The sequence below is a fragment of the Gymnodinialimonas phycosphaerae genome, assembly GCF_019195455.1.
GTDB lineage: Bacteria > Pseudomonadota > Alphaproteobacteria > Rhodobacterales > Rhodobacteraceae > Gymnodinialimonas > Gymnodinialimonas phycosphaerae.
Map to the genome: position 1 here is coordinate 396,181 of NZ_JAIMBW010000001.1, position 20,844 is coordinate 417,024.

A 20,844-nucleotide genomic window follows, 5' to 3' on the forward strand; every position below is an offset into this window, starting at 1 on the left:
CTCGGGGGGCCGGGCGCGCGTCAGGGCGGGGAAGGGGCGGCGTGGTCTGGATCATGCGGAGAAGAACGCTTCGGTCAGGAGGTAATTCGCGGCGAGGATGAGGATGGAGGCAGAGACGACGGCAGACGTCGTGGCCCGGCCCACGCCGCGTGCGCCGCGGCCTGAATTCATGCCGTGGTAGCAGCCCATGAGGGCCACGAGAAAGCCGAAGACGGCGCCCTTGATAAGGCCCGAGGTGATGTCCCACGTCGTCAGGAAATCGGAGGTGTTGGCGAGGTATGCGGCCTCGTTGAAGCCCAGGCGAGAGGTGGAGACGAGGTAGCCGCCGAAGATGCCGATGGAATCCCCCACAGCCACCAGAAGGGGCAGGGACAGCGTTGCCGCGATAAGGCGCGGGGCGGTGAGGTATTTCATCGGATGCGTGGACAGGGTGCGCAGGGCGTCGATTTGTTCGGTCACTTTCATCGTGGCGATTTCCGCCGCGATGGCGGAGGCGACGCGGCCTGCGACCATGAGGCCGCCCAGAACGGGGCCAAGCTCGCGCGCGATGCCGATGGCGACGATTTGGGGAACCACGGCCTCGGCGTTGAACCGCGCGCCGCCGGCGTAGATTTGCAGCGCGAGGGCCCCGCCGGTGAACAATGCCGTCAGGCCCACAACGGGAAGGGACAGCCAGCCTATGGTGAGGAATTGGCGCGCCATCTCCCGCAGGTAGAACGGCGGCGTGGCGAGGTGGCGCAAGGCTTGCAGCGCAAAGAGGGCAACCTGGCCGATGCTGGAGAGGATGCCAAGGACGGTGCGGCCAAAAGCGCCGAGCGGCGCGAGCAGTGTCATTGGATCAGCTCGCGGCGGTAACGGGGACCAAGGGAGGTGAGGATTTCATAGCCGATGGTGCCAGCGGCCTCGGCCAATTGGTCGACGGTTTGATGGGGACCAAGGATGTCGAGCACCTCGGGCGGCTCGGCGCAATCAGTGACGTCGACCGTCAGCAAATCCATGGAAACGCGACCAACGAGAGGGCAGGGCGTGTCGCCGTGCCAGAGGGTGGCACGAGACGACATGGCGCGGATCAGGCCATCGGCATAACCGCTTGAAAGCGTTGCGATCTGTCGCGGTCCGGGCGCGGTGTAGGAGGCCGCGTAGCCAACTTTGGCACCGGGTACAGCGGTGCGGATCTGGATCACGGGCAGGGACAGGCGGACAACGGGTTGGGCCTGCGCGAAGGGCAGCCCACCATAGAGGCCGATGCCCGGGCGAATCAGGTCGAAGTGATAGGGCCGGCCCAGAAGCGTGCCCCCGGTTGCGGCAAGGGATTTGGGGCTTTGGCTATCGGCGGTAAGCGCGTGGAAGGCCGCCAGTTGCGCGGCGTTCTGGGGGTGATCAGGCTCATCCGCGCAGGCCAGATGGGACATCAGCAGGGTCGCATTCCGGGCCGCATCGCGGAGCGCGGGCCAATCGGCGGGCTGCACACCGAGGCGGTGCATGCCGCTGTCAAGTTGCACGCCAAAGGGGTGGCCCGGCAAGGCTTCTTGGTGGCGGTGGACCTGCGCGGGTGAGTTGAGCATGGGCACAAGGTACGCGTCGCGGATCAAGGCCGTGTCGCCCGCCATATGGCCGGAGAAGACGTTGATTTCGGGCGTGTTGCCAAGGGCTTGGCGAAGCGTTGCACCTTCTTCGGCGGTGGCCACGAAGAACCGTCGCGCGCCTGCCTTGGCAAGGGTCTGGGCCACAAGCGCGGCCCCGAGGCCATAGCCGTCGGCTTTCACCACGGCGGCCGTCTCGCCCGCAGTCATTGCAGCGAGCGCGAGGTAATTGGCGACAAGCGCGCGCAGGTCAATGGTGAGGTTTCCGCTAGCCATGGGCAGTTCGTGCGGGTTTGTCCGGGCCGGGTCAAGAGAGGACGTTTGAAAGTCCGACCAATGGCACGCCCGCGCCCGAGTGACAACTTGCGGCTGGCCAGATCAGTGCCCCTTGACCGGCGCGCGCTTGGTGAAAAGCCGGAATCCAACAGCCCTTTGCGGGATCCGGGCCGCGGGTCAAAGCCAAGATGCTATCCTGATGTGGATTTGTGCGGTATAGTGCAACCGAGGCGGTCCATTGTGGGTGCACGCGGCAACCATGGTGGGTCAGGCGAGAAACGTCGTAAATCGAGCACCCATAGCAAGGTGATGTATATGACGTATTTATTCAAAGCGACCGCAGGTGCGGTGGCATTATTTCTAGGGGTTCTGTCTGCGCCTGCCCAAGCCACGTCGGTGAATTGGGGCGACGAAGGTGGGCTTAACGCATTCACCACCGCCACGATCAATTTCACGGGGTTTGAGGCCGACACATTGGTGAACGTCACCAGTCAGGGCTATTTCGCGACCAACAACGGGGCGCTCTACCCCGTGGATTTCGAGCTGGAGGTTCTTTTGGACGGGCTCTGGACCAGCATTTACAGCGACACCACCACCGGGACGAGTTATATCAACAATATCCCGACCCTTGCCTTCGCCTATGGCACGATCACGGGGTTGCGGGCGACGGGGACCGGTCATGCGCCGTCGACGACGCCGATGGGGAACTGGGCGCTTGGCCCCAATTTCACGCCGACGGTATTCCATTTCGACGCGCTGAACCCACCGGCTGCCGTGCCTGTGCCTGCGGGCTTGCCCCTTTTGCTGGGGGCTTTGGGCGCGCTTGGAATTGCTGTCCGGCAGCGCCGCCGGGCGTGACGCCAAAACGACCTGAAGACGGGGCTGCTGTCCAAGCAGCGTCTCCCATTGTGAAGATGCCGGGCGTCAGTATCCCTCGGGCTCGCCCTGCCAGGGCTTGGCGAGGTTGCCGAAGCGGGTGAACTGGCCTTCGAAGCTCAACTCCACCGAGCCCACGGGGCCGTGGCGTTGCTTGCCGATGATGACCTCGGCCTTGCCGTGGAGGTGCTCCATATCCTGCTGCCACTTGGTCATGGCTTCCAGGTTTTCCTCGCCGGGTTTCTCTCGCTCTTTGTAGTATTCACCTCGGTAGACGAACATGACGACATCCGCGTCCTGCTCGATCGAGCCGGATTCACGGAGGTCCGAGAGCTGCGGGCGCTTGTCCTCGCGGCTTTCCACCTGACGTGACAGCTGCGACAGTGCAATGACGGGAATGTCCAATTCCTTGGCGATGGCCTTGAGGCCCTGGGTGATCTCGGAAACCTCATTTACGCGATTGTCGGATTTGCCCGAGCCCTTGAGCAGTTGGAGGTAGTCGATGATCAGCAGGTCGAGCCCCTTGGGCGAGCGTTTCAAGCGGCGCGCACGGGCCGCGACCTGCGCGATCGGCAGCGCAGGCGTGTCGTCGATATAAAGCGGGCAGCGTTCCAGGTCGCCCGCCGCCTTCAGGTAGCGTTGGAATTCCTGCTCGCTCAGGTCGCCCTTTCGGATCAATTCCGAGGGGACTTCTGCGGCCTCCGACAGGATCCGTTGCGCCAATTGGGCCGATGACATCTCGAGGCTGAAGAAGCCCACCACACCGCCGTCGACAGTGCCGGTGGTGCCGTCGTCCTTCACCCCCTCGCGGTAGGCTTTGGCGACGTTGAAGGCCACGTTGGTGGCAAGCGAGGTCTTGCCCATCGACGGGCGCCCCGCGAGGATCAAAAGGTCCGATCTGTGCAAGCCGCCGAGCATCCGGTCGAGGTCCGTGAGGCCGGTGGAGACGCCCGCGAGCCCGCCTTGGCGGTTGAACGCCTCGTTCGCCATATGCACCGCGTCGTGGAGCGCATGCAGGAAGGACTGGAAGCCCTTGTTCGTTGACCCGGTCGAGGCCAGCGCAAATAGTTCGCTTTCCGCCTCGACGATCTGATCGTCGGGGGCGACGTCATCGCGCATGGCGCGGGCGCGGTCGGTGACGCGGTTGCCAAGCTCGATCAGTTCGCGGCGCACGGCAAGGTCGTGGATCAGCTGCGCGTAGTCGCGCGCGGCAGAGGTAGCGATGGCCGAGAGTTGCAGTTTGATGAGGTATTCGGGGCCACCAAGCTCTTTCAGGCCGGGAATGTCGGACGCGAAGGTCTTCAGGGTCGTGGCATCCGTTTGCAGGCCTTTGGCGATGCGAGAGGCTGACATCGTGAAGATTTCGGCATGGACGGGGTCGTGAAAGTGATCGGGCTTCACCAGATCATCCACGCGGTCGAGCACGTCGTTGGACGTGAGGATCGCACCCAGAAGCTGCTGCTCGGCCTCGATGTTGTGGGGCAGGACGGAGGCCTGATCTGCGGTGTCGGGCACTGCGGGAAGGGACGGATTAAGGGCTGCGATTTCGTTCATGTGCTCCCCCCGGATGCTGTTTCGTGAGCGGCGCTTCAACGAGCTGAGAGGCCCGGAGCGACGTTGGGGATGGGTATAGCGGGTGGCCTTGCGGGGCCGTCAATCTGGGTAAGTCTGTGAGTAAGTCTGAACCGGACGATTGTCTATAGAGACACCCACATCGTGTGAGGCCTGCCGCGCGCACGGCAAGATATGGATGTCGCGCGCGCCGAACGTGACGTATTCGCCACGCACAAAGATAATTCATCGCAGGGTGAACGTCAGGTGAGCCCACGATCGGCGCGCCAGCCGCCGGGGTCGGACAAGAATCGCTCCACCTCGGTCAAGGTGGCCTCATCGAAGTCTCCGCCCCGCCGGGCCTCGGCGATGACATCGGCCCAGGTGGTGAGGGCGTGCAGCGTCAGGCCGTGGGCGGCCAGATTGGCCTCGGTATCGGGCAGATTGCCGTAGGAGAAGACAACGGCGGTATGGGCACAGTGCGCGCCCGCGTTGCGGATCGCATCGACAAATTTCAACTTGGAGCCGCCATCCGTGGTAAGATCTTCTACAAGAAGGACGCGGGCGCCCTCGGGCATCTCGCCTTCGATCTGGGCGGTCTTGCCGTAGCCCTTGGGCTTCTTGCGGACGTAGGACATAGGCAGGGCCATCCGCTCGGCCACGAAAGAGGCGAAGGGGATGCCAGCCGTCTCGCCACCCGCGACATTATCGAAGGCCTCCAGCCCGGCGTCGCGCATGACCTTGCAGGTCAGGAAATCCATCGCCGTCGACCGGATGCGCGGGTAGGAGATCAGCTTGCGGCAATCGATATAAGTGGGGGCTTGCAGGCCTGAGGCGTGGGTAAACGGCTCGGCTGTGTTGAAATGCACGGCTTTGATATCAAGCAGCATACGCGCGGTCATCGCGGCCATGGTGGCGTCGGTGGGGTAGCTGGCGGGGATCATGGCGGTGTCCTATGGGCGGTGCCTTTGGCTGATGTCGGAGCCTCCGGCGGGAGTTTTCTTGGCAAGATGAAGGGGAGGCCTTGCGCGTCTAGGTGACGTGCCAGTGAAGTGGCGTGGCGGGGTCGAAAAGGGTGAGGGGGCCATCATCGGTGTCGAATTTGGCAGGATACGCCGTTGGCTCGGGCCGCTTTTCGAGGGTGATCGTGTCCTCGTTCGGCGCGAGGCCGTAGCGGGCGGGGCCGTTGAGCGAGGTGAAGGCTTCGAGTTGGTCGAGGGCGTTCTCCTCCTCGAATACATGGGCCAGGCAGGACATCGTGTTGGTGGCAGAGAAGACACCCGCGCAGCCGCAGGCCGATTCCTTGGCCCCGTCCAGATGCGGCGCGGAATCCGTGCCGAGGAAAAAGCGCGGGTTGCCCGAGGTGGCGGCGCGGCGCAGCGCCTGTTGGTGGGATGCGCGTTTGACGATCGGCAGGCAGTAGTAGTGAGGGCGGATGCCGCCCACCAGCATGTGGTTACGGTTGATCATCAGGTGGTGGGTGGTGATCGTACCGGCGATGTCGCCATCGGCCTCGGCCACATAGTCGATGCCCTGGGCGGTAGTGATGTGTTCCAGCGTGACCTTCAGCGCCGGCATATCGGCGCGCAGCGGTATCAGGACGCGGTCGAGGAAGGCCTGTTCACGATCAAAGATGTCGACATCGTGGGTCGTGACCTCTCCATGGATGCACAGTGGCAGGCCGACCTGGACCATGCGGTCAAGCACCGGGTAGACGTTCTTGAGTGTCTTGACGCCAAGGGCAGAGTTCGTCGTGGCCCCGGCAGGGTAGAGTTTGACAGCGTGGATCAGGCCCTCGGCAAAGGCGGCGGCGACGTCGTCGGGGTCCGTGTGCTCTGTAAGGTAGAGGGTCATCAGCGGCTGGAAGTCCGCGCCCGGGGGCAGGGCGGCCAGGATCCTGTCGCGGTAGGCGGCGGCGTCCCGGGCCGTCACCACGGGCGGCACGAGGTTGGGCATGATGATCGCACGCGCAAAATGGCGGGTCGTTTCCGGCAACACCGCGCGCATCATGGCGTCGTCGCGCAAATGCAGGTGCCAGTCGTCGGGACGGCGGATTGTGATACTTGTGGTCATGGTCCCCGCGCTACACCCTGCGCGCGGTCGCGACAAGATGGAGAGGCCCCAAATGATGCTCTATGAATGGCGCGTTTCGCTGTTGGACGGCACGCAATCCGTTCGGTTGTCCCCCCAGGGCATCTGGATCGGGGAAACGGTTTTTCCCTGGTCCAGGCTGACCGATGCAGGCTTCGTCAGGTACCAGACGCGGCAAGGGGCGAATGAGGAATTCACCTTGTTTTTTGGTGAAACCGAGCGTCGCAAATTGCGCTGGACGGGGCCGAGAAAACAGCGGGCGGCCTGGCGTCAGATGTTGGTCGCCTTTGCCGAGATGGCCGCGCGGCAACGGCCTGATCTGGACGTGCGCGACGGGCCGGACGCCCGGGAACAGTTGGCGGCGCGATGGATCGGCCTGGCAGTTGCTGGCGTGTCCTTGGCAATCATGGGTGCGGTGTTCCTGGCCTCCACCTCTTTCATTGGTGTTCTCTTCGCGGTCTGGATCGGCGCGGTGGGATCCGGCGTTGGCGTCGCGATCAACCGATATTACTCTCGGACCGGCCCGCCCCCGCGCCTGGATTGGGAGGGCTTTGCAAAGCGCGAAGGGCGGGAGGGTGAACTGCCTGCAAATTAGGCAGAACTCCGGGCGGTGGGCTTTGTTGCGGCGCGAAAGCTTGCCTGTGCCGGGCGCGCACGCCTAGGATTTCGACTATGTTTGACGCTGCCGCGCCCTCTCATCAACGGGTCCATGGCCGGGCCTCTGTTCGGCTGGACGGCAGACGCTTGCGCGATCTGCACCAAAGCGGCTCGGCCAAGGTCTTGATGCCGCGTGTCTTCGGACGCGCGCCGGAGGTCGTGTTCCTGAACACGGCGGGCGGCATAACCGGCGGGGATCGGCTGGACTATGCGCTGTGTGTCGAGACGGGGGCGTGCCTTGCCACGACCCAGACGGCAGAGCGCGCGTACCGCGCGATCGGCGCGCCGGGGATCGTCGAGACCCGGTTGCGCGTGGGACCGGGGGCCTGCCTGCATTGGGTGCCGCAAGAGCTGATCTTGTTCGAGGGTGCCGCGCTGGAGCGCCGCCTGGATGTGGACATGGCCGAGGATGCAGAGCTGGTGCTGCTGGAAACGCTTGTTCTGGGCCGGGCCGCCATGGGCGAAGTGCTACACGATATCCGTCTGCACGACTTGCGTCAGGTAACGCGGGGCGGGCGGTTGGCGATGGTGGAGGCGATCGCGCTGGGGCCGGAAGATCTGGCCGGGGACAATGCGGCGGGGCTGAATGGGGCCTTGGCCATTGCCTCGCTGACGCTGATGGCGCGCGATGCGGAAGACCGCCTGGACGCCCTGCGCGCGGTTCTGCCCGACGATGTGCGCGCGGCGGCAAGCGCGTGGGACGGGCGGCTGACGGCCCGGTTCAGCGCGCCACAGGCCTATCCGCTGCGGCGCGCGGTCGCGCGGGCCGTGGAACAGGTGACACGCGGGGCACTGCCGCGGGTTTGGCAGATATAAGGGACCACGAATGAATTTGACGCCACGTGAAAAAGACAAGCTTCTGATCAGCCTCGCCGCCATGGTCGCGCGCGGTCGGTTGGCGCGCGGGTGCAAGTTGAACCACCCCGAGGCGATTGCACTGATCACCGATTACGTGGTGGAGGGCGCGCGGGATGGGCGCAGTGTCGCGGATCTGATGGAGGCGGGGGCCCATGTGATCTCGGCGGATGAATGCATGGAGGGGATTGCCGAGATGATCCACGACGTGCAGGTCGAAGCGACCTTCCCCGACGGAACCAAACTGGTGACGGTTCACCACCCGATCCGGTAGGGGGGCGTGCAGATGAGGGCTATGCAATGATTTTCACGTTTGTTCTTGGGGCTTTGGCGGGGTTTGCGACGCCATACATGGAACCTCATGTGCGCGCCGCGATGGAGCAGGTGGCGCTGGCGAAGATCCCGATTTCCGAGACGGAGTTCGACTTGCTGACGCTTGTCCTGCTGTTGCTGGTCGCGGCCGTCTTGACGGGCGGCGGCTCGTCTCTGGCGCTTCTTGCCGGGGCGCTTTTGGGGGTGTTCGGCAAACGAATTGTGGCGTTGGCGAAGGGGGAGAACAGGGAATGATACCAGGTGAAGTGATGCCGGAAGACGGCATGATCGAGTTGAACGCGGGCGCGGAGGTGGTGACGCTGGAGGTTGCCAATACCGGCGACAGGCCGGTGCAGGTGGGCAGCCACTACCATTTTGCAGAGGCCAACAACGCGTTGTCGTTTGACCGTGCCGCAGCACGGGGCACACGGCTTGACATCGCCGCCGGAACCGCTGTGCGGTTCGAACCGGGCCAGACCCGAGAGGTGCATCTGGTGCCCTACGGTGGCAGGCGACGGGTGTTTGGGTTCAATCAGCAGATCATGGGTGATTTGTGAGGATCGCCCTTGTCTTAGCCCTGCTTTGGTCCGCCCCGGTGGCGGCGCAGGATCTGGATTGCACCGACCGTGCGGCCCTGACGCAAAGCGCGTTGACCCAATGTGCCGGGCGCGATCTGGCGTTCTGGGACGGGCTGCTCAACAACGCCTACCAGCAGGTGATTGCGACGTTGGACGGGGCGCAGGAAGAGAACCTGCGCGCGGCGCAGCGCGCCTGGATCACCTTCCGCGATCTGACCTGTGACATGGAGAGCGCTCGCTTTCAGGGCGGCTCCATCGCGCCGATGATCGAGCTGGATTGCCTGGCGCGCCTGACCGAGCGCCGCGCCCGCGATCTGGAGACGTATTTGCAGAATTGAGGCCCTGCCATTCAGGCCCCGTCGAGCGGGACAACCCAAAGGAGATTGCTATGTGTGATATCTGTGTAATGAATTCCGTGAAGGAGCGGATGCTCTCGCGCCGCTCGCTGTTCAAGGGCGGGATCGCGGCTGCGGCGGGCGCGGCAACGTTGGGGGCGGCAACCGGGCCCGTGTTGGCGCAGCCGGCCCGCATGATCGTGGACCTGACCCATGAGTTGTCGGAGGACTTCCCCACCTTCGGCGGCGTGCCCGGGATCAGCTATGACAAGCAGTTCGATTTTGCGGCCGATGGCTACAACCTTTATGTCCTGTCGGTGAATGAGCATACCGGCACCCATATCGACGCGCCGCTGCACTTCAGCGCCGACGGCCAATCCGTGGCTGAAATCCCGGTGGAAAACCTCGCCTGTCCGTTGTGCATCATCGACATCCGCGCGCGCGCTTCGGAGGATCGGGACACGCAAGTGACCCCGGATGATCTGCGCGCCTGGATTGCAGAGCACGGCGAGATCCCCGATGGCGCGGCAGTGGCGATGAATTCGGGATGGTCCGACAAGGTGGGCACCGATGGCTTCCGCGGCGCGGACGCGGCGCGCGGCGGCAGCCTGCATTTTCCAGGTTTCCATATCGAGGCCACCCAGATGTTGCTGGAGGAAACCGGAGCCGTGTGCATGGCCGTCGATACTCTATCGCTTGACCATGGGCCGTCGGCGGATTTCGCGACGCATTATGCATGGCTGCCTGCGGGGCGCTACGGGATTGAATGCCTGGCCGGGCTGGATGCGCTGCCCGCAGCAGGCGCGACCCTGATGGTCGGCGCACCCAAGGTGCGCGGCGGCACCGGGGGGCCCGCGCGGGTCATGGCGCTGGCCTGATGGGAACCGTTGCGCTTTTGAGTGACGAGGAGGTCAGCGCCGAGGCGCTGGCCGTCTTCAACGACATCCGGGCCGTTCGTGGCACCGATTTCATCAACAACTTCTGGCGCGCTTTGGCCCATGACCCGGCGCTGTTGAAGGCCACGTGGGAGCGGTTGAAGGTCGTCATGGCGCCGGGGGCTTTGGACCCGTTGGTGAAGGAAATGCTCTACGTGGCGGTCTCGACGGCCAATGGGTGCTCGTATTGCGTGCATTCCCACACGGCGGGGGCGAAGGCCAAGGGCATGACGGATGAGATGTACGGAGAGCTGCTGGCCGTGATCGGCATGGCGATGCAGACGAACGGGATTGTGACGGGCTTGCAAGTGCCGGTGGATGAGGTGTTCGAGGCGTGAGTAACGTCGTTTGCAGAGAACTGAGGGCTGCCCGCGACCGCGGGTGGGGGAGAAGCCCCCGCCCGGGGGGGCGGTCGGGGGCTGCCCGGCCTTGGAGCCGGGCGGGGCGTTGGATGGTTCTGGGAGCGACTGGTCTTCTTGCCGTTTGCTCTGGTTACCTCTTTGAAACTCCAAACCGCACAGATGAATACGCCATCATGCGTGGGCATTTGCATGTTTGTGGAATCGGATGCAGCTGGCGTCTTGGGCCGGATGGCGAGTGGTGTCGTGGATATAGCCTTGGCGGACCTCGCAATCGTACTATCGATTTACAGCTTTCGTGCCCCAGCTTCGTTGAGCCAATCTGGCTCCGCAATGTCGAAGTAGTCCCTTCACCGCTTTGAAACTCTTTCCAAGCCTCAAACAAGGTTCTCCGAAATGCCCACCCAAATCCCCCGCAATGACTACGCCGCCATGTATGGCCCCACGACCGGCGACCGCGTGCGGCTGGCCGATACCGACCTGATCATCGAAGTTGAACGCGATCTCACCACCTATGGCGAGGAAGTGAAGTTCGGCGGCGGCAAGGTGATCCGGGACGGGATGGGGCAGAGCCAAGTCACCCGAGCAAATGGCGCCGTGGATACCGTGATCACCAACGCGCTTATCGTGGACCATAGTGGTATCTACAAGGCGGACGTGGGCCTCAAGGACGGGCGCATCCACAAGATCGGCAAGGCAGGCAATCCCGATACGCAGCCCAATGTAGACATCATCATCGGGCCGGGAACGGAGGCGATTGCGGGCGAGGGGCGCATCCTGACGGCGGGGGGCTTTGACGCCCATATCCACTTCATCTGCCCGCAACAGATCGAGGATGCGCTGCACTCGGGCATTACCACGCAGCTTGGTGGCGGCACGGGTCCGGCCCACGGCACGCTCGCCACCACCTGCACGCCGGGGCCGTGGCACATCGGGCGGATGCTGCAAAGCCTTGATGCGTTTCCGATGAACTTCGGGCTCTCTGCCAAGGGCAACGCCAGCCAGCCCGAGGCGCTGGTGGAAATGGTAACCGCAGGCGCCTGCGCGATGAAACTGCACGAGGACTGGGGGACGACGCCCGGCGCGATTGATTGCTGCCTGTCGGTGGCCGACGACATGGATGTGCAGGTGATGATCCACACCGATACGCTGAATGAGAGCGGTTTCGTGGAAAACACGCTGGCCGCCATTGGCGACCGCACCATTCATGCGTTTCACACCGAGGGCGCGGGCGGAGGCCATGCGCCCGACATCATGAAGGTGGTGGGGTACGACAATATCCTACCGTCCTCGACCAACCCCACGATGCCCTACACGATCAACACTCTGGAGGAGCATCTGGATATGCTCATGGTGTGTCACCACCTCGACAAATCCATCCCCGAGGATGTGGCCTTCGCGGAATCCCGCATCCGCAAGGAGACCATCGCCGCAGAAGATATCCTGCACGACATGGGGGCATTCAGCGTCATGGCGTCCGACAGCCAAGCCATGGGCCGCGTGGGCGAGGTGATCATCCGGACGTGGCAAACGGCGGACAAGATGCGCAAGCAGCGCGGGCGCCTGCCGGAAGAGGCAGGCGATAACGATAACTTCCGGGTGAAGCGGTATGTCGCCAAATACACCATCAACCCTGCGATCGTGCACGGGATGTCGCGCGAGATCGGCAGCGTCGAAGAAGGCAAGCGCGCCGATCTGGTATTGTGGAGCCCCGCGTTCTTTGGTGTGAAGCCCGAGATGTCACTGATTGGCGGCACCATTGTGATGGCGCAGATGGGGGATCCGAATGCTTCCATCCCGACGCCGCAGCCGGTCTATTCACGGCCCATGTTCGGGGCCTTCGGGCGGTCCGTCGAACGCTCGGCCGTGTTGTTCGTCAGCGAAGCGGCGCAGGCGGCGGGGATCGGCGCGTCGTTGGGGCTGGCCAAGGAGACGCTCGCCGTTCAAGGAACCCGGCACGTGAAGAAATCCGACATGATCCACAACGCTTTCCGGCCTGAGGTCCATGTCGATCCCGAAACCTACGAAGTGCGCGCGAACGGAGAAATCCTGACATGCGAGCCCGCGCAAGAACTGCCCATGGCACAGCGGTATTTCATGTTTTGAGGCGGTACGCGTCCATACGTTGGATCCCTGCGTTGGAAACTGGCGGCCGATGCCGCGATCATGTCCCTTGAGGCCGTTGATGACGAGAGTCGGCGTGCGCGGGGGGCTAAGAGCCATCCCAAAGGGGCACCCACAAAAGGGGCCCGTCCCGCAGAGAGCCGCAGTTTTCGACACGACGGAGAGAGACACCCATGCGACCCCAAACACAAACCGCCCAAGGCGCGGGGCTTCTTTACGCCCTGACCGCAAGCGCGACGCTGGCCTGTCCCACCGCCGCCGATCTTGACGGCGGGGGCATTCGCTTCATCGGCGCGGACGGGGCCGATGAGGTTCACCGCCGTCTCGACGCCGAACGGATCGAGATCGACTATGTGGTCGAAAACCAGCCGACGAGCCGCTCGATCCTCGCCCATGGGGTCTATATCGTCTGGTACGGCGACATCGACGGGGTGGGGGCGATTGTGCCCGGTTCGGGCGGGGTGTTCGCCCGCCCTGACAAGTTCTCGACGCTGCCGATGCCAGCGCCGGGCCTCGCGTGGGAAGGGGGCTATATGTTCACCGATGCGACCGGCAGTTATGGCGAGTCCGGCGCTTTGACGGTGGAGGTTGCCACGACGTGGACTTTGGGCACCTGTGCCCTGACGGCGCTACCGGCGACCATGGTCGTCTCAGGTGTTGATGGGCCGCTTTATACGGAGGAAATGATGTATCTGCCTGATCTTGGGACGGCGGTTCTGGTGGCTGTCACCGACACCGCAGGGCCGACGACTTACGAAGACGTCGCGGTGCGCGCAGAGGCGAATTGACCTGTGGGGCGGCGCAACGTGCGCGGGACGCTTGGGATGTGGCATTGCGCAAGGCGCAAGGCGGGGTTGTGGAATTGGCAGGCGTAGGTCTGATTTGCTGACCTATATTGGAGGTAATCAGCAGGACCCACAGCCGAAGGAGCCATTCAGATGGCCGTATTTTCCACCAACGTCTTCTCGACCTCCGCCGCCGTCAAACCCCAGGGTCGCACGTGGTTCGCACGCCTCGACACGCTGTTCACGGAAATCGCCAAGGCGCGCACCTGCGCACAGGAGATCGAGCATCTGTCGGCCCTGAGTGACGCGCAACTGGAGGCCCGCGGGCTGACCCGCCAAACGCTCGTACGCCATGCAGCGCGTGCCTATCTTTAGGGCATTTTGCCTATCTTTCATGCAAAAGCCCCGTCTGGCCCTTCGGTCCGGCGGGGCTTTTTGTGTCTGGGGCCGGGCCAGGGATTGTGACCCGGTGGCACGCAGGTTTTGGTCACGCCGAAGCGGCGTGGAGGGCGAGACTTGGGATTTGGTACGGCCGGAGAAGTGGTGCGGGCGGGCACATGGCAGGGTGAAGCTGTTGCGCGGGTCGTGCTGGACTATGAAGGCAGGTTCCTGCGCCGAAAGCGGCTGGCTGTTGAGGGCGGGGGCGACGTGCTGGTTGACCTGCCGCAGACTGTTTCATTGGAGCCGGGCGATGGGTTGCGCGTAGAAGCGGGCGTGATCGAGGTTGCTGCGGCGGCTGAGCCGCTATTGCGGATCAAGGGCAATCTGGTGCGGCTGGCCTGGCACATCGGCAACCGCCATACCCCCTGCGAGGTGGCGGGGGATCATTTGTTGATCCGTGCAGATCACGTATTGGCGAACATGCTGGCGCATCTGGGTGCCGAGGTGGAAGCCATCGACGCGCCGTTTCGCCCCGAGGGCGGCGCTTACGGGCATGGACGCACCCATGGGCATTCCCATGGCCCCGAAGAGCAATCCCGCGGACATGAGCACGACCATGAACACGAGCATAGGCACGGGCATTGAGCGACTTGGGGCTTTTGCGGCTGAGCCAATGGCTGTCACCGGCCTTTCCGGTCTCGGCCTATGCCTATTCCCATGGCTTGGAGGCAGAGATTGTTGCGGGCCGTGTCCCTGACGGGGTGGCCGTGGCGGCGTGGATCCGGGGTGTCTTGCGGCGCGGCGCGGGCCGCACCGATGCGATCCTGGTGGTGGCGGCCATGGAGGAGGGCGCGGACCTGGAGGGACTGAACGACTGGGCGCGGGCCCTGGTAGGCTCTCGCGAGCGCTGGGAAGAGACCCGCGACCAGGGCGCGGCACTGGCCGCGACGCTGGCGGCCCTGGGGCAGGGCGATGGCGTGGCACGGGCCTATCCGGTTGCCTTCGGCGCGGCTGCGGCGCGGCTTGGCGTGGCAAGAGACGTGGTGGTGGCGCATTTTTTGCAAGGGTTCGTGGGAAACCTGGTCTCGGCTGCTGTGCGCTTCGTGCCACTTGGGCAGGCAGAGGGGCAGATGATCCTGGCGGGGTTGCAGGAGGACGTCGCGAGCTTGGCGCAGGAAGCCTTGGGCTGCGGTTTGGACGACATCGGGCAGGCGGTCTTCGGAGCCGATCTGGCGGCGATGGAGCATGAGTTGCTGGACGTGCGGATCTTTCGGACGTGAGCACGTGGGGAGCGTGCGGGATTGAGTTGTATTGGGCAAGATGAAGCACGGAGCGGTGCACTGTGGGCCGGGCGCGCGCGCAATTTCAGGGTGATTGGAGAGAGCAATGGGATCGGTGAATGGGCCTTTGAGGGTTGGGATTGGCGGGCCGGTGGGCGCGGGAAAGACGACGTTGACGGCGGAAGTGGCGCGGGTCATGGCGCAGAAATACTCGGTCGCGGTGATCACCAACGATATCTACACGTCGGAGGATGCGGAGTTCCTGTTGCGCGCGCAGGTCTTGCCCGCCGAGCGCATCAAGGGCGTCGAGACAGGAGGCTGCCCGCACACCGCGATCCGGGAAGATGCCTCGATCAACCTCGCGGCGGTGGCGGCGTTTCGCAAGAGCCTGCCGGATCTCGATGTGATCTTCATCGAGAGTGGCGGGGACAATCTGGCGGCGACCTTTTCGCCGGAACTGGCGGATCTTACGATCTACGTGATCGACACCGCGGCGGGCCAGGACATCCCGCGCAAGAAGGGACCGGGGCTGACGCGCTCGGACCTTCTGATCGTCAACAAGGTCGACCTGGCGCCCCATGTGGGGGTGGACCTGGCGCAGTTGGAGGCCGACACACAGGTCGCGCGCGGCAGCCGACCCTATGTGATGGCTAGCCTGAGGGACGCGCGGGGCGTTGCAGAGATCGTGGCATTTATCGAGGACGCGGGCGGGCTTTAGGGCGCTGTGATCCCGTCGTTGTGATCCTTGCGGCGCGCTCCGGGTGACCGGATGTCTCGGCGGCTTTGGCAAGGCGGGCCAGGTAGCCGTGATCACGGCGCAGGATCGGGCGCAGGACCTTTCGGGTTGTTTGCGCTGTGAGCGTGTCTGCCGCCAAGTGGCGGGTCAGCGGCACGAGCACTTCGCCGCGCGCGACGGCGCGGTCGAGGGCCGGGCCGGTGTGAGGCAGGGCGATGCGCGTGGTGCCGGGCGCGCGGAAAAGGGCGGCCTGGGCGGCCTCGGGGGCGCGGGCGGGATCAAAGAGAATCGTGGTGGTGGCAGCACTTTGCAGCGCCTCGGGCCCCAGCGGCGGTGGGGTGTCGGGATCGCTGGCGCGATCATCGGTGAAACGCCGCTCGAACGGGGCGTGGGTGGCGCTGATTGCGGCGGCAGGGCGCGAGAGAAGAACCCGCGCGCCGGGCACATGACGGGCTGCGCGCGCGGCGGCATGGCCGCAATCGGGACCCGTTGCGAGGATCAGCACCTGCGCATAGCTGTCGAAAAAACCCTCTTTGGCGAGGGTTTGCAACAAATCCTCGACCCCCGCGTCCCGAAACCATGTTCGGTCGATTGACAGGATCGACAGAAGAGATACTTCCAGCGCGCGCACGCAATCGAAGCCAAGCGGCAAGCCTGCGTCGCCTTGATCCCAGGTCCGATCCGCGCGGTCGAAGCTGAGCACCAGCGTATCGCCTTCATCCACAAACAGCGCCATGTGGCGCGCGGAAAGGCGGTCGAAAAACCCGTGATCGGCCCCGATGCGCCCAAGATGGCGCAGCCAGGCGTGGCGGGGATCTGTGGGGGCGAGGGTATCGGGCATGGCGGCGAACTCGGGAACTGAAGTAAGGGTGCACGTGGCGACTGTGCCACGCGGACTGCTATCGGGAAAGACTGTGGCGGGGATGCGAAAGACGCCGGGCAATTCCGTGGGAAATGGTGAATTTTTGGTTAACAGCCGTTGGTCAAAGGTTCGTTGCAAGAGGGGCTATCGAGAGGCTGTGGCTTGACCCCGGCGCTCTGCGGGGCCTTGATGGGCGAAAGAGCGGAGGTGACATGGCAGCGTTTCAATCCATCGATGATGTGCAAGAGGCCCTGGCGGCGGAGGGCTACGTTTGTGGTCGCGCCCTGGCGACGGTCGTGTTTCTGGCGCTGACACTGGGACGGCCCCTGTTTCTTGAAGGGGAGGCCGGCACCGGAAAGACAGAAATCGCCAAGGCGATCTCGGCGGCTTTGGGTCGGCGCCTGATCCGGTTGCAATGCTACGAAGGGCTGGACGCCTCCAGCGCCGTCTACGAATGGAATTTCGCGGCACAGATGATTGCGATCCGCACGGCGGAAGCGGAGGGCAATGCCGACAAAGAGCTACTGCAGGCGGAATTGTTTTCCGCCGACTACCTGATCGAGCGTCCCTTGCTGCAAGCCATGCGGCCCGACCCGGCAGGCGCGCCGGTGCTGCTGATCGACGAGATCGACCGCACGGACGAGCCGTTCGAAGCGTTTCTTCTGGAGGCGCTGAGCGATTTTCAGGTCACGATACCCGAGTTGGGCACGATCAAGGCGCCGGAGCCACCGATCGTGATTCTGACGTCCAACCGCACGCGCGAGGTCCATGACGCATTGAAGCGACGGTGCCTGTATCATTGGGTCGACTATCCCGACATGGCCCGCGAGATGGAAATCCTGGCCGCCCGCGTGCCCGAGGCCGCCGAGACCCTCAGCCGCGAGGTCGTGGCGTTCGTGCAACGCCTGCGCACGGAAGATCTGTTCAAGCGCCCCGGCGTGGCCGAGACGCTGGATTGGGCGAAGTGCCTGTTGGCCCTCGACGTGATCGAGCTTAGCCCCGAAGTGATCGCCGATACGCTGGGGGCGATCCTGAAATACCAGGACGACATCCAGAAGTTGCAGGGCTCCGAGGCCAAGCGCATTCTGGACGAGGTGCGCAGCGGCACCCCGGCCTGAGACGCAAAAAGCGCAGCCGAGCTCACGGACCAGTCCCGCAAGGCACAGGGTCTTCTGGTTTTTTGACAATTCCTGCCGCACGGAAGTGACACAGATCAATTTTGCTCCAGACGCCTGACCTATGCTTGAGCAATAGCAACGGAAAGGAGTCCGATCATGCGACACCAATTGAAGATTTCCGGTCTGGCGGCCGTCTTGGCTTTGCTCGCAGCGCCGATAATGGCGGATACGGTGGGGGTCAGTCGATGCGACCAAGAGGCCGATGGCGTATTCCGCCCGGGCCTTCTGACCGTCGAGGCGGACGGCACGCGTACCTTTCATTCTCTCGGTGAAAACGGCCTGACAGAGGACATCGTCTTCAACAGGGCTGCGGCGATGGAATGGATCGCGGCGCAGGGCATCTACCCCGATGGCACCGTTTTCAACAACTATTCGGGGTACGTTTGCGGTCTTCCATGTGAGGAGTGTGAAGAACCGGCCGAGGAGACACAGATTGAAGATCCCGAGGAACCCGAGCCGGAGGAGCCGGAAACCGAGGATCCGCAGATTGAACCGACGGACGATGTGTGAACCGAGGTTCATGAGATCGACCTGATGGACTGACACCCTGCCAAGATGGGCGCCGACGCGGACACATTGGTTCTTGTCGGTGCCCCCCATGATCGTCCCCCACGCACGTTTCCTTTGACTCGCGTCGCGCTAGCGCGGTTAATCGCAGGAATAACGCTGCAAACAGGGACACCAATTATGCGACTGAGTTTTATAAAATTTGTCATTGTAGCCTCGTGCCTTTCCGTTGGCGGATGGGCACAGGATGCGAGCGCGCAAGGGTTGCGCAATCCGTGCCCGGCGGCATGGGCAGGGGACGGCGATTGTGATGAACCCAACGGCTTGAACCTCTGCGCCTGGGGCACCGATCCGATCGACTGCTCCAATCCCAACGCCAACTATGGCGCGGGTGCGGGTTTTTCCGCCGGAGCCTATGTCGCGCAAACCCCGGCGCCGGTGCCGGTCCCCATCCCACAGCCGATCCCGCAACCGGTTCCGGCGGCCTGTCCCTACACCAACGATGGTGACTGCGATGAACCCAACGGCCTGAACCTTTGTGAATGGGGCTCGGATCGGAATGATTGCTCCAACCCGAATTCCAACTACGGCTCGGGCGCGGGGTATTTCGCCGGGATCTATGCCAACGGCCAGCAGCCGACACCGACACCACAACCAGTTCCGCAACCGGTGCCTGGTGGCGGCGCCATGACTGCCGTCAGCCCCGGGGCTTTCGTGCACGGCGGGGGCGGCGGCTATTCCGGTTGCCCCAACTACACCATCGGGCGTACGGCGTTCGGGCAGGCCACGATGTATGCGGGCCAGGGCAGCTACCGGGTGCCCCGGATCACCGCGGGCGGGCGCTTTCCGTTGACCAACTGCTTCCCCGGCACCGGTTGGCGTGGCTACACGATCACCCGGCCTGACTTCCGCTTCTTCTATCAAGGCGTGTCGAGCACCAACCGTCTGACGTTCCAACTGACATCAAACCGGGTGGACACGGTCCTGTTGATCAACACGCCCGACGGCCAGTGGTTCTTCAACGACGACAGCAACGGCACGTTCAATTCGACGCTGACGTTCTCTCCGGTATTGCAGGGCCAGTATGATATCTGGGCGGGCGCCTACAACAACTCGTCGAACAACCCGGCGGAGTTGTGGATCTACGAATAAGCGATGCTCTCTGTGCGCTAAAGCTTCGCTACTTGAGCGCGAGGTCCTTTCTGAGGCTTTCTCGCCCCCGGTCTTGACGTCGAGGCCGGGGGCGTTTTCTGTTCAGTACCATGGAACACGCCCCCCTCGAGCTGCCCGAAAACCCGCAACTGACCCGCAACATCACCCATTTCGCCCGTGCGCTGCGGGTGGCAGGGCTGCCTGCGGGGCCGGGGCGGGTGGCCGATGCGATTTCGGCCGTTGCCGCCGTAGGGTTCAGCGAGAAGGCAGAGTTCTACTACACCCTGCGCGCCTGTTTCACCGCCCGGCCCGAGCATCGGGCGATTTATGATCAGGTGTTCCGGCTCTATTGGCGCGATCCGCAGTATCTGGAACACATGATGTCAATGCTGACGCCTGCCGTACGCGGCGTGGCGGCAGAACGGCAGTTGAAAGCGGGCGAAAAGCGCGCCGCCGAGGCCCTGTTGCACGGGGTGGAGCGCGATGCACCGGATCTTCCTGAGGGTGAGGCGGGCACGGAGATCGAGGTTGATGCGACCCTGACGATGTCCCGCGAAGAGCGGCTGAAAACGCTCGATTTCGAGCAGATGTCCGTGGCCGAGATGGCAGAGGCCAAGCGGCTGATCGCACAGATGACGTTGTCTGTGCCGCCCCTGGTGTCGCGGCGGACCGTGGCCTCGGTGCAGGGCGCGCAGGCCGATTGGCGGCGCACGATGCGGATCGCGATGCGGCGTGGGGGGGATGTGGTGGAATTCGCCCGCAAGTCCCGGCGGGAGCGTTGGCCGTCACTGGTGGCGCTGTGCGATATTTCCGGCTCGATGAGCAGCTATTCCCGCGCGGTGCTGCATTTCCTCCATGCGGTGTCGAACCAGAAGGGCGCGGGATGGGCCGAGGTCCATGCGTTCACTTTTGGCACGCGGCTGACCAACATCACGCGCCACATGGGCGCGCGAGACGTCGACGCAGCGCTGACCGCCGCCGGGGCCGAGGCGCAGGATTGGGAAGGCGGCACGCGGATCGGGGCCTGTCTGGAAAGCTTCAACCGCGACTGGAGCCGCCGCGTCCTGGGGCGCGGCGCGGTGGTGTTGCTGATCACCGACGGGCTGGATCGGGACGAGCCGGAGCGGCTGGAGGCGGCAATGGAGCGGCTGTCGCTGTCCTCGCGCCGGGTGATCTGGGTCAATCCGTTGTTGCGCTGGGACGGTTTCGCGCCGAAAGCGGCCGGTATTCGCGCGATGTTGCCCCATGTGGGCAGCTTCCGGGCGGGGCACAACATCGCGGCTTTGGCGGGATTGGCCGAAGCCGTGGCCCGGCCCGATGATCCGGGAGAGAAGGCGCGGCTGATGGCAGCGTTGCGCGCGGGGTGAATTCCTGGGGCTCTGCCCCAGACCCCGGCATTTTCGGTGAACAAAGATGGGGCGGGTTGCGCGC

General features: G+C 64.1%; 25 protein-coding genes. 19 read left to right on the forward strand and 6 right to left on the reverse strand.

The genetic code is table 11. The annotated features are described in order from the left end of the window. Positions 1–51: 51 nt before the first annotated feature. Both KUL25_RS02005 and alr read right to left on the reverse strand, forming a co-directional pair. Complete coding sequence (locus tag KUL25_RS02005) at positions 52–834, reverse strand: MlaE family ABC transporter permease (protein WP_257891394.1); 783 nt, start codon at positions 832–834, stop codon at positions 52–54. Next, a complete protein-coding gene (gene alr / locus KUL25_RS02010; protein ID WP_257891395.1) occupies positions 831–1,859 on the reverse strand; it encodes an alanine racemase in 1,029 nt (342 codons plus the stop codon). The genes KUL25_RS02005 and alr overlap by 4 nt, the downstream gene beginning before the upstream one ends. A 315-nt stretch (positions 1,860–2,174) precedes the next feature. Between alr and KUL25_RS02015 the strand changes: the two genes are divergently transcribed. Further along, positions 2,175–2,717 carry a hypothetical protein gene (locus KUL25_RS02015; protein ID WP_257891396.1) on the forward strand — a complete coding sequence of 181 codons (543 nt, stop codon included), beginning with the start codon at positions 2,175–2,177 and terminating at the stop codon, positions 2,715–2,717. Positions 2,718–2,783: 66 nt separating this feature from the next. On the opposite strand, the gene KUL25_RS02020 is transcribed toward KUL25_RS02015, so the two are convergent. The 3 genes from KUL25_RS02020 to pyrC form a co-directional block, all read right to left on the reverse strand. Beyond that, entirely contained in the window at positions 2,784–4,289 is a 1,506-nt protein-coding gene (locus tag KUL25_RS02020; RefSeq protein WP_257891397.1) for a replicative DNA helicase, read from the reverse strand. 260 nt (positions 4,290–4,549) lie between these two features. Next, on the reverse strand, positions 4,550–5,230 hold the full coding sequence (locus tag KUL25_RS02025) for an orotate phosphoribosyltransferase (RefSeq protein ID WP_257891398.1): 681 nt from the start codon (positions 5,228–5,230) through the stop codon (positions 4,550–4,552). A gap of 88 nt (positions 5,231–5,318) precedes the next feature. After that, positions 5,319–6,359, reverse strand: coding sequence for a dihydroorotase (gene pyrC, locus KUL25_RS02030; protein WP_257891399.1), 1,041 nt, complete (start codon positions 6,357–6,359; stop codon positions 5,319–5,321). Positions 6,360–6,411: 52 nt separating this feature from the next. Between pyrC and KUL25_RS02035 the strand changes: the two genes are divergently transcribed. The 14 genes from KUL25_RS02035 to ureG all read left to right on the forward strand — a co-directional run bounded on the left by KUL25_RS02035 (position 6,412) and on the right by ureG (position 15,696). Beyond that, a complete protein-coding gene (locus KUL25_RS02035; protein WP_257891400.1) occupies positions 6,412–6,972 on the forward strand; it encodes a hypothetical protein in 561 nt (186 codons plus the stop codon). A 77-nt stretch (positions 6,973–7,049) separates the two neighbouring features. Next, positions 7,050–7,850 carry an urease accessory protein UreD gene (locus KUL25_RS02040; protein WP_257891401.1) on the forward strand — a complete coding sequence of 267 codons (801 nt, stop codon included), beginning with the start codon at positions 7,050–7,052 and terminating at the stop codon, positions 7,848–7,850. 10 nt (positions 7,851–7,860) lie between these two features. Then, positions 7,861–8,163, forward strand: coding sequence for an urease subunit gamma (locus KUL25_RS02045; protein WP_068353338.1), 303 nt, complete (start codon positions 7,861–7,863; stop codon positions 8,161–8,163). A gap of 26 nt (positions 8,164–8,189) precedes the next feature. Further along, complete coding sequence (locus KUL25_RS02050) at positions 8,190–8,456, forward strand: hypothetical protein (protein ID WP_257891402.1); 267 nt, start codon at positions 8,190–8,192, stop codon at positions 8,454–8,456. Further along, positions 8,453–8,758, forward strand: coding sequence for an urease subunit beta (locus KUL25_RS02055; protein WP_257891403.1), 306 nt, complete (start codon positions 8,453–8,455; stop codon positions 8,756–8,758). The genes KUL25_RS02050 and KUL25_RS02055 overlap by 4 nt, the downstream gene beginning before the upstream one ends. Beyond that, complete coding sequence (locus KUL25_RS02060; RefSeq protein WP_257891404.1) at positions 8,755–9,117, forward strand: lysozyme inhibitor LprI family protein; 363 nt, start codon at positions 8,755–8,757, stop codon at positions 9,115–9,117. Before KUL25_RS02055 ends, KUL25_RS02060 begins: the two co-directional genes overlap by 4 nt. A gap of 50 nt (positions 9,118–9,167) precedes the next feature. Continuing rightward, positions 9,168–9,992 carry a cyclase family protein gene (locus tag KUL25_RS02065; protein ID WP_257891405.1) on the forward strand — a complete coding sequence of 275 codons (825 nt, stop codon included), beginning with the start codon at positions 9,168–9,170 and terminating at the stop codon, positions 9,990–9,992. After that, positions 9,992–10,387 (forward strand): carboxymuconolactone decarboxylase family protein, encoded by a 396-nt coding sequence (locus tag KUL25_RS02070; RefSeq protein ID WP_257891406.1) that lies wholly within the window; start codon positions 9,992–9,994, stop codon positions 10,385–10,387. Before KUL25_RS02065 ends, KUL25_RS02070 begins: the two co-directional genes overlap by 1 nt. A gap of 417 nt (positions 10,388–10,804) precedes the next feature. Further along, a complete protein-coding gene (gene ureC, locus KUL25_RS02075) occupies positions 10,805–12,514 on the forward strand; it encodes an urease subunit alpha (RefSeq protein ID WP_257891407.1) in 1,710 nt (569 codons plus the stop codon). Between the two features lie 191 nt (positions 12,515–12,705). Continuing rightward, positions 12,706–13,320 (forward strand): hypothetical protein, encoded by a 615-nt coding sequence (locus KUL25_RS02080; RefSeq protein ID WP_257891408.1) that lies wholly within the window; start codon positions 12,706–12,708, stop codon positions 13,318–13,320. Between the two features lie 150 nt (positions 13,321–13,470). Further along, positions 13,471–13,692, forward strand: a complete 222-nt coding sequence (locus tag KUL25_RS02085; RefSeq protein ID WP_257891409.1) for a hypothetical protein — start codon at positions 13,471–13,473, stop codon at positions 13,690–13,692. 141 nt (positions 13,693–13,833) lie between these two features. Continuing rightward, positions 13,834–14,343, forward strand: coding sequence for an urease accessory protein UreE (locus KUL25_RS02090; RefSeq protein ID WP_257891410.1), 510 nt, complete (start codon positions 13,834–13,836; stop codon positions 14,341–14,343). Next, positions 14,340–14,978 (forward strand): urease accessory protein UreF, encoded by a 639-nt coding sequence (locus KUL25_RS02095; protein WP_257891411.1) that lies wholly within the window; start codon positions 14,340–14,342, stop codon positions 14,976–14,978. Before KUL25_RS02090 ends, KUL25_RS02095 begins: the two co-directional genes overlap by 4 nt. Before the next feature lie 106 nt (positions 14,979–15,084). After that, positions 15,085–15,696, forward strand: a complete 612-nt coding sequence (gene ureG, locus KUL25_RS02100; protein WP_257891412.1) for an urease accessory protein UreG — start codon at positions 15,085–15,087, stop codon at positions 15,694–15,696. On the opposite strand, the gene KUL25_RS02105 is transcribed toward ureG, so the two are convergent. Continuing rightward, positions 15,671–16,555, reverse strand: coding sequence for a hypothetical protein (locus KUL25_RS02105; protein WP_257891413.1), 885 nt, complete (start codon positions 16,553–16,555; stop codon positions 15,671–15,673). The genes ureG and KUL25_RS02105 overlap by 26 nt on opposite strands. Positions 16,556–16,788: 233 nt before the next feature. On the opposite strand from KUL25_RS02105, the gene KUL25_RS02110 reads away from it, so the two are divergent. The 4 genes from KUL25_RS02110 to KUL25_RS02125 all read left to right on the forward strand — a co-directional run bounded on the left by KUL25_RS02110 (position 16,789) and on the right by KUL25_RS02125 (position 20,780). Beyond that, a complete protein-coding gene (locus KUL25_RS02110) occupies positions 16,789–17,694 on the forward strand; it encodes an AAA family ATPase (protein WP_257891414.1) in 906 nt (301 codons plus the stop codon). A gap of 156 nt (positions 17,695–17,850) precedes the next feature. Continuing rightward, positions 17,851–18,264, forward strand: a complete 414-nt coding sequence (locus tag KUL25_RS02115; RefSeq protein WP_257891415.1) for a hypothetical protein — start codon at positions 17,851–17,853, stop codon at positions 18,262–18,264. A gap of 261 nt (positions 18,265–18,525) precedes the next feature. Next, positions 18,526–19,413: a hypothetical protein gene (locus tag KUL25_RS02120; RefSeq protein WP_257891416.1), complete on the forward strand. Its 888-nt coding sequence runs from the start codon at positions 18,526–18,528 to the stop codon at positions 19,411–19,413. 110 nt (positions 19,414–19,523) lie between these two features. Beyond that, complete coding sequence (locus KUL25_RS02125; RefSeq protein WP_257891417.1) at positions 19,524–20,780, forward strand: vWA domain-containing protein; 1,257 nt, start codon at positions 19,524–19,526, stop codon at positions 20,778–20,780. Positions 20,781–20,844 lie beyond the last annotated feature (64 nt).

Excerpts from the sequence above, each read along its gene's own strand:
- KUL25_RS02005 (WP_257891394.1), bottom strand. The coding sequence starts at position 834 with ATGACACTGCTCGCGCCGCTCGGCGCTTTTGGCCGCACCGTCCTTGGC.
- alr (WP_257891395.1), bottom strand. The coding sequence starts at position 1,859 with ATGGCTAGCGGAAACCTCACCATTGACCTGCGCGCGCTTGTCGCCAAT.
- KUL25_RS02015 (WP_257891396.1), top strand. The coding sequence starts at position 2,175 with ATGACGTATTTATTCAAAGCGACCGCAGGTGCGGTGGCATTATTTCTA.
- KUL25_RS02020 (WP_257891397.1), bottom strand. The coding sequence starts at position 4,289 with ATGAACGAAATCGCAGCCCTTAATCCGTCCCTTCCCGCAGTGCCCGAC.
- KUL25_RS02025 (WP_257891398.1), bottom strand. The coding sequence starts at position 5,230 with ATGATCCCCGCCAGCTACCCCACCGACGCCACCATGGCCGCGATGACC.
- pyrC (WP_257891399.1), bottom strand. The coding sequence starts at position 6,359 with ATGACCACAAGTATCACAATCCGCCGTCCCGACGACTGGCACCTGCAT.
- KUL25_RS02035 (WP_257891400.1), top strand. The coding sequence starts at position 6,412 with ATGATGCTCTATGAATGGCGCGTTTCGCTGTTGGACGGCACGCAATCC.
- KUL25_RS02040 (WP_257891401.1), top strand. The coding sequence starts at position 7,050 with ATGTTTGACGCTGCCGCGCCCTCTCATCAACGGGTCCATGGCCGGGCC.
- KUL25_RS02045 (WP_068353338.1), top strand. The coding sequence starts at position 7,861 with ATGAATTTGACGCCACGTGAAAAAGACAAGCTTCTGATCAGCCTCGCC.
- KUL25_RS02050 (WP_257891402.1), top strand. The coding sequence starts at position 8,190 with ATGATTTTCACGTTTGTTCTTGGGGCTTTGGCGGGGTTTGCGACGCCA.
- KUL25_RS02055 (WP_257891403.1), top strand. The coding sequence starts at position 8,453 with ATGATACCAGGTGAAGTGATGCCGGAAGACGGCATGATCGAGTTGAAC.
- KUL25_RS02065 (WP_257891405.1), top strand. The coding sequence starts at position 9,168 with ATGTGTGATATCTGTGTAATGAATTCCGTGAAGGAGCGGATGCTCTCG.
- KUL25_RS02070 (WP_257891406.1), top strand. The coding sequence starts at position 9,992 with ATGGGAACCGTTGCGCTTTTGAGTGACGAGGAGGTCAGCGCCGAGGCG.
- ureC (WP_257891407.1), top strand. The coding sequence starts at position 10,805 with ATGCCCACCCAAATCCCCCGCAATGACTACGCCGCCATGTATGGCCCC.
- KUL25_RS02080 (WP_257891408.1), top strand. The coding sequence starts at position 12,706 with ATGCGACCCCAAACACAAACCGCCCAAGGCGCGGGGCTTCTTTACGCC.
- KUL25_RS02085 (WP_257891409.1), top strand. The coding sequence starts at position 13,471 with ATGGCCGTATTTTCCACCAACGTCTTCTCGACCTCCGCCGCCGTCAAA.
- ureG (WP_257891412.1), top strand. The coding sequence starts at position 15,085 with ATGGGATCGGTGAATGGGCCTTTGAGGGTTGGGATTGGCGGGCCGGTG.
- KUL25_RS02105 (WP_257891413.1), bottom strand. The coding sequence starts at position 16,555 with ATGCCCGATACCCTCGCCCCCACAGATCCCCGCCACGCCTGGCTGCGC.
- KUL25_RS02110 (WP_257891414.1), top strand. The coding sequence starts at position 16,789 with ATGGCAGCGTTTCAATCCATCGATGATGTGCAAGAGGCCCTGGCGGCG.
- KUL25_RS02115 (WP_257891415.1), top strand. The coding sequence starts at position 17,851 with ATGCGACACCAATTGAAGATTTCCGGTCTGGCGGCCGTCTTGGCTTTG.
- KUL25_RS02125 (WP_257891417.1), top strand. The coding sequence starts at position 19,524 with ATGGAACACGCCCCCCTCGAGCTGCCCGAAAACCCGCAACTGACCCGC.